Origin of the sequence: Streptobacillus felis (genome assembly GCF_001559775.1) — a bacterium.
Taxonomy (GTDB): Bacteria; Fusobacteriota; Fusobacteriia; order Fusobacteriales; family Leptotrichiaceae; genus Streptobacillus; species Streptobacillus felis.
The window spans coordinates 1-14,682 of sequence record NZ_LOHX01000101.1 but is presented as its reverse complement, the minus strand read 5'-3'; the positions used below and the strand labels follow the sequence as shown (position 1 = coordinate 14,682).

Genomic DNA, 14,682 nt, shown 5'->3' with positions numbered 1-14,682 from the left:
AAATTTAGTTTTAAATAATGCTAAAGCTAATTTAATTTTATTTGATTTTCTTCTAGCATAAAAACCAAATATATTAATAATGTTTATATGGTAGATGAAAAAGTAATTTAGCAACAAATTCATTAATATCTAATGTATGAAAAGTAATATTTTTATCGTTAGCTAAATCATTGAACATAAAAGTAACTTTATTATTATCTAAATCAATATCAGTAATTTTATAATCAGCAATAGGAACTCTAGCAAGATATATACCAAGATACTTAATAATACCTTTAGGATTATTAACATCATTATCACCAACATTAAAGGAGAATCTAACATCTTTTTTTATACATGAAATTAACAATATTAATAGCTTTTTGTTTAATAATATTTTTAGGGTAGTTACCATTTTTAATTAAATTACAAAGAAGAAATTTCCATTGATTAGCAATAGAATTAACATGAAAGTAATTAAGTTTTTTATATTCGAAATATTTATTGAAACCACTAAGAGAAACAATAGCATGAATATGAGGATTAAATTTAAGATTTCTACCGAAAGTATGAATAACAGTAATTAGGCCGTAGTAAATTATATCTGAGTTAGTAAAATAGTTAGTAGGGATATATGATTTTATTTTATTTTTATCATGAATATTATGAAATTGATATTTAAATATTTAGTTAAAAGCAGAAGACATTTTAGAAAGAATAAGTCTATCATAAGCTATAAATCAAGCTATAAATCTTCTAAATTCTTCAGGTACAGTAAAAAGAACATGTCTATGAGGGTATATTAATAACATGATTAGTAATAGAATTAGTCCATTTAATAGAATAGTTGTAACCACAAGAATTATATAATCTGGACTTACAAGTAAGTTTCATTTTATGTTTAAAATCACAATTAGGACATCTATATGTAACAAAACCTTTGTTTAAATCACCACAAGCAAGAAATTTATTAATTGAGTTTTTGATATGCTCAATATGTTTATTAGAGAAAAATTTCTTGATAGAGTTAGTGAAGATAAATTTGATTTTAGAAAACATGTTTATCAATCCTTTCTGATAGTTTTGTGTGGTAACTAAATTATACAGAAAAGAAAGAGGTGATTCAAGGATTTTTTTAAAACCCAGAATCACCTTTTTTTATATAGAATAAATTTTGAACATATTTTACAAAAAAAATATAAAAAAAATTCCATATATATTTTAAAAATAGAGGTATACTTTATTGTAAAATAAAATATACAGGAGGAAAATGTATGGTTATTAATGTAAGAAGTGAGATTAACACTTTAAAAAAAGTATTGCTACACAGACCTGGTAGAGAATTATTGAATTTAACACCAGATACTTTAGAAAGATTACTATTTGATGATGTACCTTTCTTAAAAGTAGCTCAAGCAGAACATGATAGATTTGCTGAAATTTTAAGAGAAAATGGAGTTGAAGTAGTTTACTTAGAAGATTTAGTTGCTGAAACTTTAGAAACTTCTCATGAATTAAAAGTTCAATTCTTGAAACAATTTATTGAAGAAGGTGGAGTACAACTTGAAGTATACAAAGAAGCTTTATTAAATTTCTTCTTAAGTTATACAGATACTAAAGAAATGGTTCTTAAAACTATGGAAGGTGTTAATATGTCTGAATTAAAACTTCCTAGAAAAGATTTAGTAAGTTATTTAGAAGATCCAACAGAATTAATTTTAGATCCTATGCCTAACTTATACTTTACAAGAGATCCATTTGCATCAACTCAAAATGGTGTAATACTAAATAGAATGTACTCTGTAACAAGAAATAGAGAAACTATTTATGCATATTATATATTCCATTATCATCCAGAATATAAAGGACAAGTTACTTTCTTCTATGATAGAACTAATCCTTTCCATATAGAAGGTGGAGACGTATTAAACATTAATGATAAAGTATTAGCAATAGGAATCTCTCAAAGAACTGAAGCAGCAGCTATAGATTTAGCGGCAAAAACTTTATTATTTGATGAAGCAAATTCAAATATAGAAGCAATATTAGCATTTAGAATAGCTGAAAAAAGAGCATGGATGCATTTAGATACAGTATTCACACAAATAGACCATGACAAATTTAGTGTACATCCTGAAATTTTAGGACCATTACAAGTATTTGAATTAACTAGAGATGGTAATGAAGTAAAAGTAACACCAAAAGAAGGTAAACTTGAAGAAATATTAGAACAATATATGGGTGTTAAAGTTACATTAATACCTTGTGGTGGTGGAGATAGAATAGCTGCAGAAAGAGAACAATGGAATGATGGTTCAAATACTTTATGTATAGCTCCAGGTAAAGTAATAGTTTATGAAAGAAATGATGTTACTAATGCATTACTTAGAGAACATGGAATAAATGTTATTGAAATGCCAAGTGCCGAATTATCAAGAGGACGTGGAGGACCAAGATGTATGTCTATGCCTTTAGTAAGGGATGAAAAATAAAAAAAATAAATTAATAACTTTTTTAGAAATGAAAGGAAGAAATATAATGCCAAAAAATTTACAAGGGAAACACTTTTTAAAATTATTAGACTTCAGTACAGAAGAAATTAGATATTTAATTGATTTATCAAAAAAATTCAAAGAATTAAAATTAACTCATACACCACATAGATATTTAGAAGGGAAAAATATAGTATTATTATTTGAAAAAACTTCTACAAGAACTAGATGTGCATTTGAAGTAGCAGGAATGGATTTAGGAATGGGTGTTACTTACCTTGATCCAGGTTCTTCTCAAATGGGTAAAAAAGAAAGTATAGCTGATACAGCAAGAGTATTAGGAAGAATGTATGATGGTATTGAGTATAGAGGATTTTCTCAACAAATAGTTGAAGATTTAGCTCACTATGCAGGTGTACCTGTATGGAATGGTTTAACTGATATGTTCCATCCAACACAAATGTTAGCAGATATGTTAACTATAGAAGAACATTTTGGTTACTTAAAAGGATTAAACTTTACTTTCATGGGAGATGCTAGAAATAATGTTGCAAACTCATTAATGGTTGCTTGTGCAATGTTAGGGTTAAACTTTACAGCATGTGGACCAAAAGAATTAAAACCTGAAGCTGAATTAATAGCTAAATGTGAAGAAATAGCAAAACAAAACGGAGCTACTTTAAGATTTACTGAATCAGTTGAAGAAGGATGTACTAATGCTGATGTAATTTATACAGATATTTGGGTATCAATGGGAGAACCAGATTCAGTATGGGAAGAAAGAATTAACTTATTAAGTAAATATCAAGTTAATAAAACAGCTATGGGATATGCTAAAGATGAAGCTATATTCTTACACTGCTTACCTTCATTCCATGATTTAAAAACTACTATAGGTAAAGAAATTTATGAAAAATTTGGATTACCTGAAATGGAAGTTACAGATGAAGTATTTGAAAGTAGACAATCTAAAGTATTTGATGAAGCAGAAAACAGAATGCATACTATTAAAGCAGTTATGTTTGCTACATTAAAATAGAGGTGCAATATGAGTAAAAGATTAGTAATTGCATTAGGTGGAAATGCTTTAGGTAATAATCCACAAGAACAATTAGAATTAGTAAGAGGAACAGCAAAAGCAATAGTTTCAATGGCTAAAGAGGGTTATGAAGTAATAATAGGTCATGGAAATGGGCCTCAAGTTGGTATGATAAACTTAGCAATGGATTATGCAGCAAATGGAGATGTTAAAACACCATATATGCCATTTGCAGAATGTGGAGCTATGAGCCAAGGGTATATAGGTTATCATTTACAACAAGCGATAAGAGAAGAATTGAAGAATCAAGGTATAAATAAAGAAGTAGCAACTATAGTAACACAAGTTTTAGTTGATAAAGAAGATGAAGCTTTCAAAAATCTAACTAAACCTATAGGTATGTTTTATACTAAAGAAGTTGCTGAAGAAATAGCAAAAGAAAAAGGATTTACTTTTGTTGAAGATGCGGGCCGTGGATATAGAAGAGTTGTTGCATCACCAAAACCAGTTAAAATAATAGAATTAAATGTTGTTAAACAACTAGTTGAAGCAGGAAACATCGTAATCACTGTTGGAGGTGGAGGAATTCCAGTAATTGAAACTGAAACTGGACTAAAAGGTGTTGACGCTGTAATAGATAAAGATAAATCAAGTGCAAAACTTGCTCAAGACTTAAATGCAGATATGTTAGTTATATTAACTGCTGTTGATAGAGTATGTATTAATTTTAACAAACCAAATCAAGAAGAACTTGCAGAATTAACTATAGAAGATGCATTAAGATACATAGAAGAAGGACACTTCGCTAAAGGATCTATGTTACCTAAAGTTGAAGCATGTTTAGACTTTGTTAAAAACTCAGATGGAAACGCATTAATAACTTCACTTGAAAATGCTGCTATAGCATTACAAGGAAAAACAGGAACTTTAATTAAAAAATAACTAAAGAAAAGAGGAAATAGATATGAGTGAAAAAAAAGAACGTAAATCGCTTTCGGCTTTTACCATTATATTCATACTATTAATATTAATAGCTCTTGTTACAAGAGTATTACCTAAATTACCTGCTGATGTTACTGCTGAAATGTTAGATGAAAACATAGCGCTTGCAACAGGAGTTAATGGTGCATCAATAGCTGATGTATTTATGGCAACATTTAATGGATTTAAAGATGCAATAGATGTAGCAGTATTCGTATTATTACTTGGAGGATTTTTAGGTATAGTTGCAAAAACTGGTGCATTAGATGCAGGAGTTGGAGCATTAGTTAAAAAATTAAGAGGTAGAGAATTACTATTAATTCCTATACTTATGACTTTATTCTCTATAGGTGGATCAACTTATGGAATGGCTGAAGAAACTATAGCATTTTATGGATTAATATCAGCAACTATGGTAGCAGCTGGATTTGATACTATGGTAGCAGCTTCTACAGTATTATTAGGAGCTGGAGCAGGGGTTTTAGGATCTACAGTTAACCCATTTGCAATAGGGGTTGCATTAGATGCTGCTAAAAGTGCAGGAACTGACCCTTCAAATGGTACAGTAGTATTATTAGGAGTTATCCTTTGGGTAGCTACATTAATACCTGCAATATGGTTCGTTATGAGTTATGCTAAAAAAGTTAAAGCTGACAAAGGTTCTATTATACTTTCGTTACAAGAACAAAAAGCTATGGAAGAAAACTTTGGACATGTAGATTTCTCTAATATAGAATTTACATCTAAACATAAAATGACTTTATCGATATTTGCATTTTCATTTGTAATTATGATACTTTCATTAATAGTTTGGTCAGAATATGATATTCATGTATTTGAAGGATGGTCTTCATTCTTAACAGGTGCACCACTTGGTGATTGGTATTTTGGTGAACTTTCAATGTGGTTTACTTTCATAGGTATCATCATAGGTGTAGTAAATGGATTTAGTGAAAAAGAAATAGTAGATTCATTTATGTTTGGTGCGGCTGACATCTTATCAGTTGTATTAATTATAGCATTATCTAGAGGTGTTTCAGTATTAATGTCAGTAACTTACTTAGATAAATACATACTAAACTTAGCATCTCAAGGACTTGCAGGACTTTCTGCATTAGTGTTTGCACCTGCATCATATATACTATACATGGTATTATCATTCTTTATACCTTCTACTTCAGGACTTGCTTCAGTATCAGTTCCTATACTTGCACCATTAACACAAAGTTTAGGGTTCAGTGTAGAAGTAATAATTATGATATTCTCTGGAGCATGTGGATTAGTAAACTTAATCACACCAACTTCAGGGGTAGTAATGGGTGGACTTGCAGCAGCAAAAGTAGAATATGGAACATATTTCAAATGGGTATTTAAATTATTAGTTATTATATTCATAATTAATGTTGTTATTTTAACAGCTGCAATGATGTTTATTTAATAAATAAGTCTCAGTTTCTTATTCATACATTAAAGGGCCCTATGGGCCCTTAATAATTAGGAGGAAAAAATATGAAAAAAATATTAGGTTTAGGGTTATTATTATTCTCTATACAAGCATTAGCTTGTACAGGTTTTTTAGCAGGTAAAGATGCAACTGCTGATGGTTCTATGATGTATGCTAGAAATGAAGATTTGTCAGGAGTAAATCCTAAAAAATTTATGGTTGTTGAAGCAAAAAAATATAAAAAAGGTGAGATGTTTGTTAATCCAGATACAGGATTTAAATGGCCATATCCACAAAAAGCACTAAAACATACTTTAGTCCCAGATGCAGACCCTAGTTATGGTGTATTTGGTGAGGCAGGTATTAATGAATTAGGTGTAAGCATTTCAGCTACAGTATCAGCAAGTGCAAATGATGAAATACTAAAATTAGATCCATATGTAGAGGGAGGATTAACTGAACCAGATGTTGCATCCCTTGTATTAATGCAAGCTAAAACTGCAAGACATGCTGTTGAAATTATTGCTGAAATAGTAGAAAAAGCAGGAGCTGGAGAAGGAAATGTTATAGTTTTTGCTGACAAAAATGAAATGTGGTATATGGAAATATATACTGGCCATCAATATGTAGCTGTTAAAGTACCTACTGATGTTTATGCTGTAGTTCCTAATGCTTTTTATTTAGGTAGTTATGACTTTAATAGTAAGGATGTAATTTCATCTAAAGATATACAAAAATTACCTGAAAGTAATGGTCTTGCAAAAACTGTTGAAGGAAAATTTCATTTGGCACTTACTTATAGGGAAGAACACGGAAAATATAATTATGATAGAATAGCTATGGGCCAAAATCATTTTTGTCCTCTATTACCAGTAGCACATGATGGTGAAATGGCATATGAATTATTTAGAAAACCTGATAAAAAAATATCTGTTAAAGATGTAATGAATTTCTTAAGATATAGATATGAAGGTACAGATTATGATGTAGATACACCTGAAAATAAAGGTAAAATTAGAGCTATAGGTACAGATACTAACTTAGAGGCACATATATTCCAAATTAGAGAAAATGCACCTACAGTAATGTGGCTTGCTATGGGTACAGTTGAGCATTCAGTATTTGTTCCATACTATGAATATATTACTAAGACTCATAAGAGTTATACAGCAGATGCTGATAGTTACAATAGAGATTCTATGTATTGGGCTATGAAAGGTCTTCATATACTTGCAAGGGAAGATAGAATTAGATATGGTCTTGGAGTAAAAACATATTGGGACAAAGTAGAAAATGATTTCATCACTAAATTAAAAGAAGAAGATGAAATGATTAACAAAAAAACAGGTAAAGCAAGAATTGAATATGCAAATAAACTTGGACTAATGAAAGCAGAGCAAGTTAAAAAAGATGCAGATAAAATGTTTGATCAATTAATATATTTTAAAGGAAATATGACAGATATGGCTCTTCAAGGTAAGAAAAAAGATGCAAAATTTGAATATAAGAAATAGAAATTAATTTTTAGGGAGTAGAAATAAAAAAAATTAAAATTCTTTTATTAATTATTTTTGGAGTAGTAACCTTTTCTCAAGTATTAAATCCTCCTACTAATAGTGATTCAGTAATTATACCAGGTGAACCAGGTAAAGGAATTGAAGGTGAAAGTGAAAATGACATAGAAAAAGATCCAATGTTTAAGCCTTTTTCTGATAAAGTCAAATCTAGAATTGATAATTCAACAGCTATCGCAAGTATACCACAGGTATCATCTAATAAATTAATAAGTATAAGAGCAGGTATTGGTTATAGTGGTGAAAAATTTGCATCTATAGCATTAGGAATATCAGGACAGAATAAAAGTAAAGACTTTATATATAAATTGAATGCTGCACTTTCTACAAATCTTAATTGGAATATAGGTGTTGGATTTAATTATTCATTTATACCTATACATGATAAAAAAGAAGGAAATAATATAGAAATAGAAGGTTTATTAAAGGAAAATAATGAATTAAAAGAAAAGCTAAAAGACAATGATAAAAAATTGAAGAATTAAACAAAAAAATTAACTTATTAATTAAAAATGGAGATAAGCAAATAATTAATAATTATACTTTAAATGAAATATATAAAACGTATAATTTATTTGGTTATGAAATTGATAAATATATTTTAACTGAAGAGCAAAATAAAAGTTTAGATAATATTTTATTGGATATTTCTAAAGAAAGTGAAATTATAATTGTTGGTTATTCTGATACAAGAGGTACAGATAAATATAATTTACAATTAAGTTATAAGAGAGCTAAAGCTGTTTCAGAATATTTATTAAATAAAGGATTTTTAAATATAATTGTTAAATCTAATGGATATAATATGTTAATTGAAGAGTCTAAAGGAGAACAATTTAAAAATCTTAGGGTAGAGTTAATAGTTAAAGAAAAGTAAAGAGAATATGTACCAATAAACTGTGCACAAAAAAGTGAATAGTTTGGAGGTACATTTTTTATTTGAAGAAAAATAAGTACTAGCTAAATATCTTACAGTATTAAAGATATTTAACTTATATAAACTATTAAAACAATAGTTAAAGAATTAAATTATACATATTATAGGAATAAAATGGTTATAGAAATTAATACAAGAGTTAATTCAAAATTCAATGAAAATAGAATTAGAAGAATAATGGTTAAAGAATATATAGATTGTGTTATTAGAATTAAGAAACGAAGAATAGAAAATATAGCAAAGAATATGTTGTAGAAAATATTAGGAAGAGATTTTCCATAAAATAAAGACAATGAAAAAGAATAAACAGATGCTACTAAAAATTATTTTGTTGAATTATTTTGATATACATAATTATAAAATTTAAAAGGAACTGCATCTAATCAAATTTGTAAAATGCATAAATTTGTGTTCAGTTTATTAGTATATATTTTTTAATATTACATTCTCTATATTAGAATATTGAAAAAAAATAATATAGGGGTTATACTAATATATATAAAGTGTAAAAGGCGGAAATGTATGTTGAAAATTAATAAAGAAATGATGACTAATGTTAACTATTTACTGTATCATAACTATGTGCCTATTATTCATAGATTGGAAATAGAAAATACAGGAGATGAAAAGCTTGAGGATTTAAGTTTTAAATTATATTCAAAAACAGAATTTATGGATGTATTTGCATTAAAAATAGGTCAGTTAGATCCTAAGGAAAGTCTAGAAATAGATAATGTTAATATTAGACTTAATTCAGATTATTTGTCTAATATCACAGAAAATGTAAGAGCTGAAATGATATTTGAGGTATATAAAGTAGATGAAAAAATATATGAAGAAGTAGTTGATATAGATTTAAGTCCATCTGATTATTGGTTAGGTATATATGTAATGCCAGAAACTATAGCTTCATTTTCTACACCTAATCATCCACTAATTTCAGAAATTGTTGTAAAAGCATCTAAATATTTAAGGAAATGGGGGTTTGATAGTGCATTTACTGGCTATTTAACTGGTAATATGAATACCGTTAAAGCACAAATGGCTGCTATTTATGCAGCATTGCAAGAATATAATTTAATATATAATTTGCCTCCTAAAGATTATGAAGTGTTAGGACAAAGAATTAGAACATCACAAGTTGTTTTAGAGCAAAAACAAGGTACTTGTTTAGATCTTTCCATGCTATATTCTTCTTGCCTTGAGGCAGTGGGATTAAATCCTATTTTGATAATAATAAAAGGGCATGCTTTCATAGGATGTTGGTTAGAAGAATCTAGTTTTAGTGATATAATAACTGATGATTTTTCTGCTATAGAAAAAAGAATAGTAGAGGGTTTAGAAGAAATCTTACTAGTTGAATGTACTGATTTCGTTGCTGAGAAAGGTATAGACTTTGATAAGGCCGTTAAACATGGTAAAGATAATATGATAGATTTATCAAATTTTATTATGGCTATAGATATAGTTAGGGCTAAAAGTGGAGGGTTTCGTGCCATACCAAGTAAAATAGATGGAAAGTTTGTTATTGAAAGAAAAGTAAATACTGAAGTAACATCTAAACCTAAGGAACTAATAGAAAAACATATAGGTATAGCAGAAGATGTTAAAGTAGATAAACAAAGATTATGGGAAAGAAAGTTATTAGATTTTAGTTTAAGAAACTCTTTATTGAACTTTAGAATTACTAAAAATGCTTTAAGAATAATGTCTCATGATTTATCTTTAGTTGAGGATAGGTTAGTTCAAGGTAAAGATTTAAGTATATTAGAAGCACCTAAAGAATGGAATGTTGGGTTAAGAAATTCTAAAAGTTTTGAAATTGAAACAGGATTAGATTTAATTAAGGCTATATCTGAAAGTGAATTTAAGAGCAATAGATTAAGAACATACTTAAATGAAGAAGATTTAGAAAATAGTATTAAGACTGTATATAGATCATCAAAGTTAAGTTTAGAAGAAAATGGAAGTAATACATTGTTTTTAGCACTAGGTTTTCTTCGTTGGTTTGAAAATGATGTTTCAGAAATAGCAAGATATGCCCCTTTAGTATTACTACCTATAGAAATAGTAAGAAGTAATAAGAATAAGGGTTATGTAATTAGAAGTAGGCAGGAAGAAACTCAAATTAATATTACCTTACTTGAATACTTAAGACAGATGCATGACATTAAAATAGGAGGACTAGATCCTCTTCCAGAAGATGAACATGGTGTAGATATGCTTTTAGTATTTAATACTATTAGACAGGCTGTGTTGAACAAGAAGAGATGGAATGTAATAGATGATCTATCATTTATAGGATTATTCTCTTTTGGACAATTTGTTATGTGGAATGATATTAGAAATAGGGGAGATGAAATAAAGGAAAACAAGATAGTTTCAAGTTTAATTAAGGGTTATAGAGACTTTGAAAATAAAAATAATGAAATAACTATAGAAGATTTGCCTGTTCCTTTAAATGCAGATTCTTCACAATTAAGAGCTATAAAAAGAGCTATAAATGGTGAAAGTTTTGTACTGCATGGTGCACCAGGAACTGGTAAGTCGCAAACTATTACTAATATGATAGCTACAGCTCTTTATGAAGGAAAGAGTGTACTTTTTGTTGCAGAAAAAATGGCAGCATTAAATGTAGTTGAAAATAGGTTAGATAAGGTAGGGCTTGGACCATTTTGCTTAGAGTTACATTCTAATAAAACAAATAAGACTACAGTATTAAAACAATTAGAAAATGTATTGGAGGTTTCAAGATACAAATCACCTGAAGAATTTGAAAAGGTAACTAATGAAATTAAGTGGACTAAGGATAAACTTAAATATATTGTAGATGAGTTACATCTAAAGAGAAAATCAGGTTTATCTATATATGAAAAAATAGAAAAAATTACAAAAAATAGTGACTTAAAAGAAAAGGTGAAAGTAGAAAATTACGACATCACTAAGGAAGAGTTAGAAAAAAATGTAGATATTATTAACAACATAGTTATTAATATGAAGGAATTAGGTGTATATAAGGAACATAGTTTAAAAAATGTTGGACTATCTGAATATAATATGGATACTAAATCTAATTTTGAAAATGATATTAGTGAAATATTAGAATATAGGACTGAAAGTATTGCAGCTTCAAATAATATAGGTATAAGTTCATATAAAGATATTGAGAGTATATATAGTATATATACTAAGATTTCTGATAATAGTATTATACTTGATGATTTGATATTATCTAATAAGTTTGATTTTAATGTGAGTCAAATGGAAGAATTAATTAGTAAAATAGAAAGATATAATGTAATAAAAAATTCTCTATTTAATGAATTTGAAAGTAGTATTTTAGATGTAGATATTAAAAATATATATTTAGAATGGAAGAAGACAGAACAATCTTGGTTCTTATCAAAGATGTTAAAACAAAATTCATTAATAAAAGAAATATCTATACATAGCAAAGTGAAAATAGATAAGAATAATATGGTAGAAAAGTTAGAAAAGTTAAAAGAATTAATGAATTCTAAAACAGAAATTTTAGAAACTAACACTAATATTAAATCGTATTGTGAGAATATATATAACGAAGAAAAAACTGATGTAACAGTGCTTGAAAAGGCATTGCAAGATACTATATCTTTAAGAGAAGAAGCTAAAAATTACTATGGAGATATTAATGAAGAAGTATTGAAAGAAATGTATAAGCTTAAGGCAAACTATATTGATTTTGAAAATTTAGAAAAATTCTTATCTAAATGTAGTAGTATAAAAGAAAAATATGAAGTAAGTTTATCAGGAAAACTTAATGATGTATTTGAAGAATTAAATAATATGTTTAGAAATAGTGATAAACTTAAAGATATGATACTTTATAATCAAAAGAAAAATAATTTAAAAGAATATGATTTAGAATCTATAAAAGAAGCTTATGAAAATAATGAAGTAAGTATAGATGAGATTTTGGATGCATATCTAACTAATATAGTATATAGATCGACTTTAAAAGAAATAGATGAAAATACTATGCTTAAAGAATTTAAGGGACTTGAATTTGAAGAAATAATTAAAAAGTATGATGAGTTAATAATTAGATATCAAGAATTAACTATGCAAGAAGTTGTAGCAAAACTTTCAAATAATATACCTAATTCAGATGTATCTAATGTAAGTAGTTCAGAAATGGGTATATTAAAAAGGGCAATTAAATCTAATGGAAGAATGATAAGTATAAGACAGTTATTTAATCAAATACCTAATCTACTTAGAAGATTATGTCCATGTATGTTAATGAGTCCTATGTCTATAGCTCAATATATAGATCCTAAATTCCCTAAATTTGATTTGGTAATATTTGATGAGGCATCACAAATACCAACATATTCAGCTATAGGTGCTATGGCTAGAGGAGAAAATGTAATCATAGTAGGAGATCCAAAACAAATGCCACCTACAAGCTTCTTTAAAAGTAATAAGGTTGATGAAGATAATTTAGAGATAGAAGATTTAGAAAGCTTACTTGATGATTGTTTATCTATAACTTTACCAGAAGAACACTTGAAATGGCATTATAGATCTAAACATGAAAGTTTGATTAGTTTTAGTAATAGAATGTATTATGATAATAGACTATTAACCTTCCCATCACCAGATGATTTAGTTTCTAATGTTAAGTTTATTAAAATAGATGGTTTTTATGATAAAGGTAAGAGTAAGCAAAATAAGGAAGAAGCAAGAGCTGTAGTTGAAGAAATAGTTAGAAGATTAAAAGATGAAAAATTAAGAAAATATAGTATAGGTGTTGTAACATTTAATATGGTTCAACAAGAATTAATAGATGATATGTTAACAGAAAGACTATATAAAGATGCTGAACTTGAAGAAATATACAGTAATCTACCTGAGCCAGTATTCATTAAAAACCTTGAAAACGTACAAGGTGATGAAAGAGATGTAATAATGTTCTCTGTAGGTTATGGTGCAGATAAAGAAGGTAAGGTATCTATGAATTTTGGGCCTTTAAATAGAGATGGAGGATGGAGAAGATTAAATGTAGCTATTTCAAGATCAAGAACAGAAATGTTAATATTCTCAAGTCTTACTCCTGATCAAATTGATTTAAATAGAACTAAATCAGAGGGTGTAAAAGGTCTTAAAATGTTCTTAGAGTTTGCAATGAAAGGAAAGAACATTCTTGCGGTTAAATATACAAGTAATATTTCTAAAGATTTATTAATAGAAAAAATATCTAATGAATTAAGTGAAAGAGGATATAAGAATAAGATAAATCTTGGAAGTTCTGAATATAAGATAGATTTAGGTATAATAGATCCTAATAATCAAGAAAAATATCTATTAGGTATATTGTTTGATGGATATTCTTGTGTTAATTCTGAAACTGTAAGAGATAGATTCATATTGCAGCCAACAATCTTAAAATTACTAGGTTGGTCAGTGTATAATGTGTGGTCTCTAGACTATATTGAAAACCCAGATAAGATATTAAATGAGATTATAGATAAGGTTGAATATATTATTGAAAATGGTAAGGAAGAACATAATTTATTGAATGCTAAAAAAGCAAAAGACTTAAAAATGGAAGTTAGTAATGAAACTATAATTACCAAAAAAATAGCATATACTCCTTATGAGGTATGTCATTTAGGAACTAATACAGAATTTTACAATATAGAATCACAAATATCTATAAAAGAGAATATATTAAAAATAGTGGAAATGGAAAGCCCTATTAGTAAAAAGAATTTAGTGAAAAAAGTTTTAGCTTGTTGGCATATAGCAAGAAATGGTTCTCAAGTTGAACAAATAATAGACTTACAAATAAGAAAACTTAACTTTAAAGTAACTAAAGAATCTATGAATGACTTTATATGGTCTACTAATAGTGAAATAAAAGAATTAGAAAACTATAGAGTTGAAGATGTAAATGGTAATAAGAGAAATATAGAAGATATATCTATATATGAAATTATGCCAGCACTAAAAGAAGTAATAATAGAGCAAATAGCAATAGAGAAGAAAGATTTAATAAGAGAGGTTGCTAAAAAGTTTGGATTTACAAGAATAGGAACATCTATAGATAAAGTAATATCAAATGTAATAGATTATTGTTTTGATAATGGAGAAATAAAGTTAGAAGAAGGTAAGTATTTAATGAATTATTAAGGTAAAGAACATGAGAATATGTACCAATAAACAGGATACGGAAACGTAAAAAGTTTGTAGGT

The 14,682-nt window shown here is 27.6% G+C and carries 12 protein-coding genes; 9 read left to right on the top strand and 3 right to left on the bottom strand.

The window, feature by feature from the left end; genetic code table 11:
• Positions 1-73: 73 nt before the first annotated feature.
• From AYC60_RS09280 to AYC60_RS09275, 3 genes are all read right to left on the bottom strand, one after another.
• On the bottom strand, positions 74-394 hold the full coding sequence (locus tag AYC60_RS09280; RefSeq protein WP_067320506.1) for a transposase: 321 nt from the start codon (positions 392-394) through the stop codon (positions 74-76).
• Positions 318-515 (bottom strand): hypothetical protein, encoded by a 198-nt coding sequence (locus AYC60_RS09440; RefSeq protein WP_269146641.1) that lies wholly within the window; start codon positions 513-515, stop codon positions 318-320. Before AYC60_RS09440 ends, AYC60_RS09280 begins: the two co-directional genes overlap by 77 nt.
• A gap of 253 nt (positions 516-768) precedes the next feature.
• Positions 769-1,038, bottom strand: a complete 270-nt coding sequence (locus AYC60_RS09275) for a transposase zinc-binding domain-containing protein (protein WP_156447631.1) — start codon at positions 1,036-1,038, stop codon at positions 769-771.
• Positions 1,039-1,253: 215 nt separating this feature from the next.
• On the opposite strand from AYC60_RS09275, the gene arcA reads away from it, so the two are divergent.
• From arcA to AYC60_RS01600, 9 genes are all read left to right on the top strand, one after another.
• A complete protein-coding gene (gene arcA, locus AYC60_RS01635) occupies positions 1,254-2,471 on the top strand; it encodes an arginine deiminase (protein WP_067320503.1) in 1,218 nt (405 codons plus the stop codon).
• A gap of 46 nt (positions 2,472-2,517) precedes the next feature.
• On the top strand, positions 2,518-3,510 hold the full coding sequence (gene argF, locus AYC60_RS01630) for an ornithine carbamoyltransferase (RefSeq protein WP_067320634.1): 993 nt from the start codon (positions 2,518-2,520) through the stop codon (positions 3,508-3,510).
• A 9-nt stretch (positions 3,511-3,519) separates the two neighbouring features.
• Entirely contained in the window at positions 3,520-4,452 is a 933-nt protein-coding gene (gene arcC / locus AYC60_RS01625) for a carbamate kinase (RefSeq protein WP_067320499.1), read from the top strand.
• 22 nt (positions 4,453-4,474) lie between these two features.
• Positions 4,475-5,929: a YfcC family protein gene (locus AYC60_RS01620; RefSeq protein ID WP_067320496.1), complete on the top strand. Its 1,455-nt coding sequence runs from the start codon at positions 4,475-4,477 to the stop codon at positions 5,927-5,929.
• A gap of 71 nt (positions 5,930-6,000) precedes the next feature.
• Positions 6,001-7,449: a C69 family dipeptidase gene (locus AYC60_RS01615; RefSeq protein ID WP_067320493.1), complete on the top strand. Its 1,449-nt coding sequence runs from the start codon at positions 6,001-6,003 to the stop codon at positions 7,447-7,449.
• Between the two features lie 179 nt (positions 7,450-7,628).
• Entirely contained in the window at positions 7,629-7,994 is a 366-nt protein-coding gene (locus tag AYC60_RS01610; protein ID WP_067320490.1) for a YadA C-terminal domain-containing protein, read from the top strand.
• The gene (locus AYC60_RS09270) at positions 7,982-8,386 is read left to right on the top strand and encodes an OmpA family protein (protein ID WP_082762534.1); all 405 of its coding nucleotides are present in this window, start codon (positions 7,982-7,984) and stop codon (positions 8,384-8,386) included. The genes AYC60_RS01610 and AYC60_RS09270 overlap by 13 nt, the downstream gene beginning before the upstream one ends.
• Before the next feature lie 174 nt (positions 8,387-8,560).
• A complete protein-coding gene (locus tag AYC60_RS08510) occupies positions 8,561-8,701 on the top strand; it encodes a hypothetical protein (protein ID WP_156447630.1) in 141 nt (46 codons plus the stop codon).
• A gap of 267 nt (positions 8,702-8,968) precedes the next feature.
• Positions 8,969-14,620 (top strand): DUF3320 domain-containing protein, encoded by a 5,652-nt coding sequence (locus AYC60_RS01600; protein WP_067320484.1) that lies wholly within the window; start codon positions 8,969-8,971, stop codon positions 14,618-14,620.
• The last annotated feature ends 62 nt before the right edge of the window (positions 14,621-14,682 follow it).

Bases quoted from the DNA above. Each gene is read 5' to 3' on its own strand.
- AYC60_RS09280 (WP_067320506.1), bottom strand. From the start codon at position 394: ATGGTAACTACCCTAAAAATATTATTAAACAAAAAGCTATTAATATTG.
- AYC60_RS09275 (WP_156447631.1), bottom strand. From the start codon at position 1,038: ATGTTTTCTAAAATCAAATTTATCTTCACTAACTCTATCAAGAAATTT.
- arcA (WP_067320503.1), top strand. From the start codon at position 1,254: ATGGTTATTAATGTAAGAAGTGAGATTAACACTTTAAAAAAAGTATTG.
- argF (WP_067320634.1), top strand. From the start codon at position 2,518: ATGCCAAAAAATTTACAAGGGAAACACTTTTTAAAATTATTAGACTTC.
- arcC (WP_067320499.1), top strand. From the start codon at position 3,520: ATGAGTAAAAGATTAGTAATTGCATTAGGTGGAAATGCTTTAGGTAAT.
- AYC60_RS01620 (WP_067320496.1), top strand. From the start codon at position 4,475: ATGAGTGAAAAAAAAGAACGTAAATCGCTTTCGGCTTTTACCATTATA.
- AYC60_RS01615 (WP_067320493.1), top strand. From the start codon at position 6,001: ATGAAAAAAATATTAGGTTTAGGGTTATTATTATTCTCTATACAAGCA.
- AYC60_RS01610 (WP_067320490.1), top strand. From the start codon at position 7,629: ATGTTTAAGCCTTTTTCTGATAAAGTCAAATCTAGAATTGATAATTCA.
- AYC60_RS08510 (WP_156447630.1), top strand. From the start codon at position 8,561: ATGGTTATAGAAATTAATACAAGAGTTAATTCAAAATTCAATGAAAAT.
- AYC60_RS01600 (WP_067320484.1), top strand. From the start codon at position 8,969: ATGTTGAAAATTAATAAAGAAATGATGACTAATGTTAACTATTTACTG.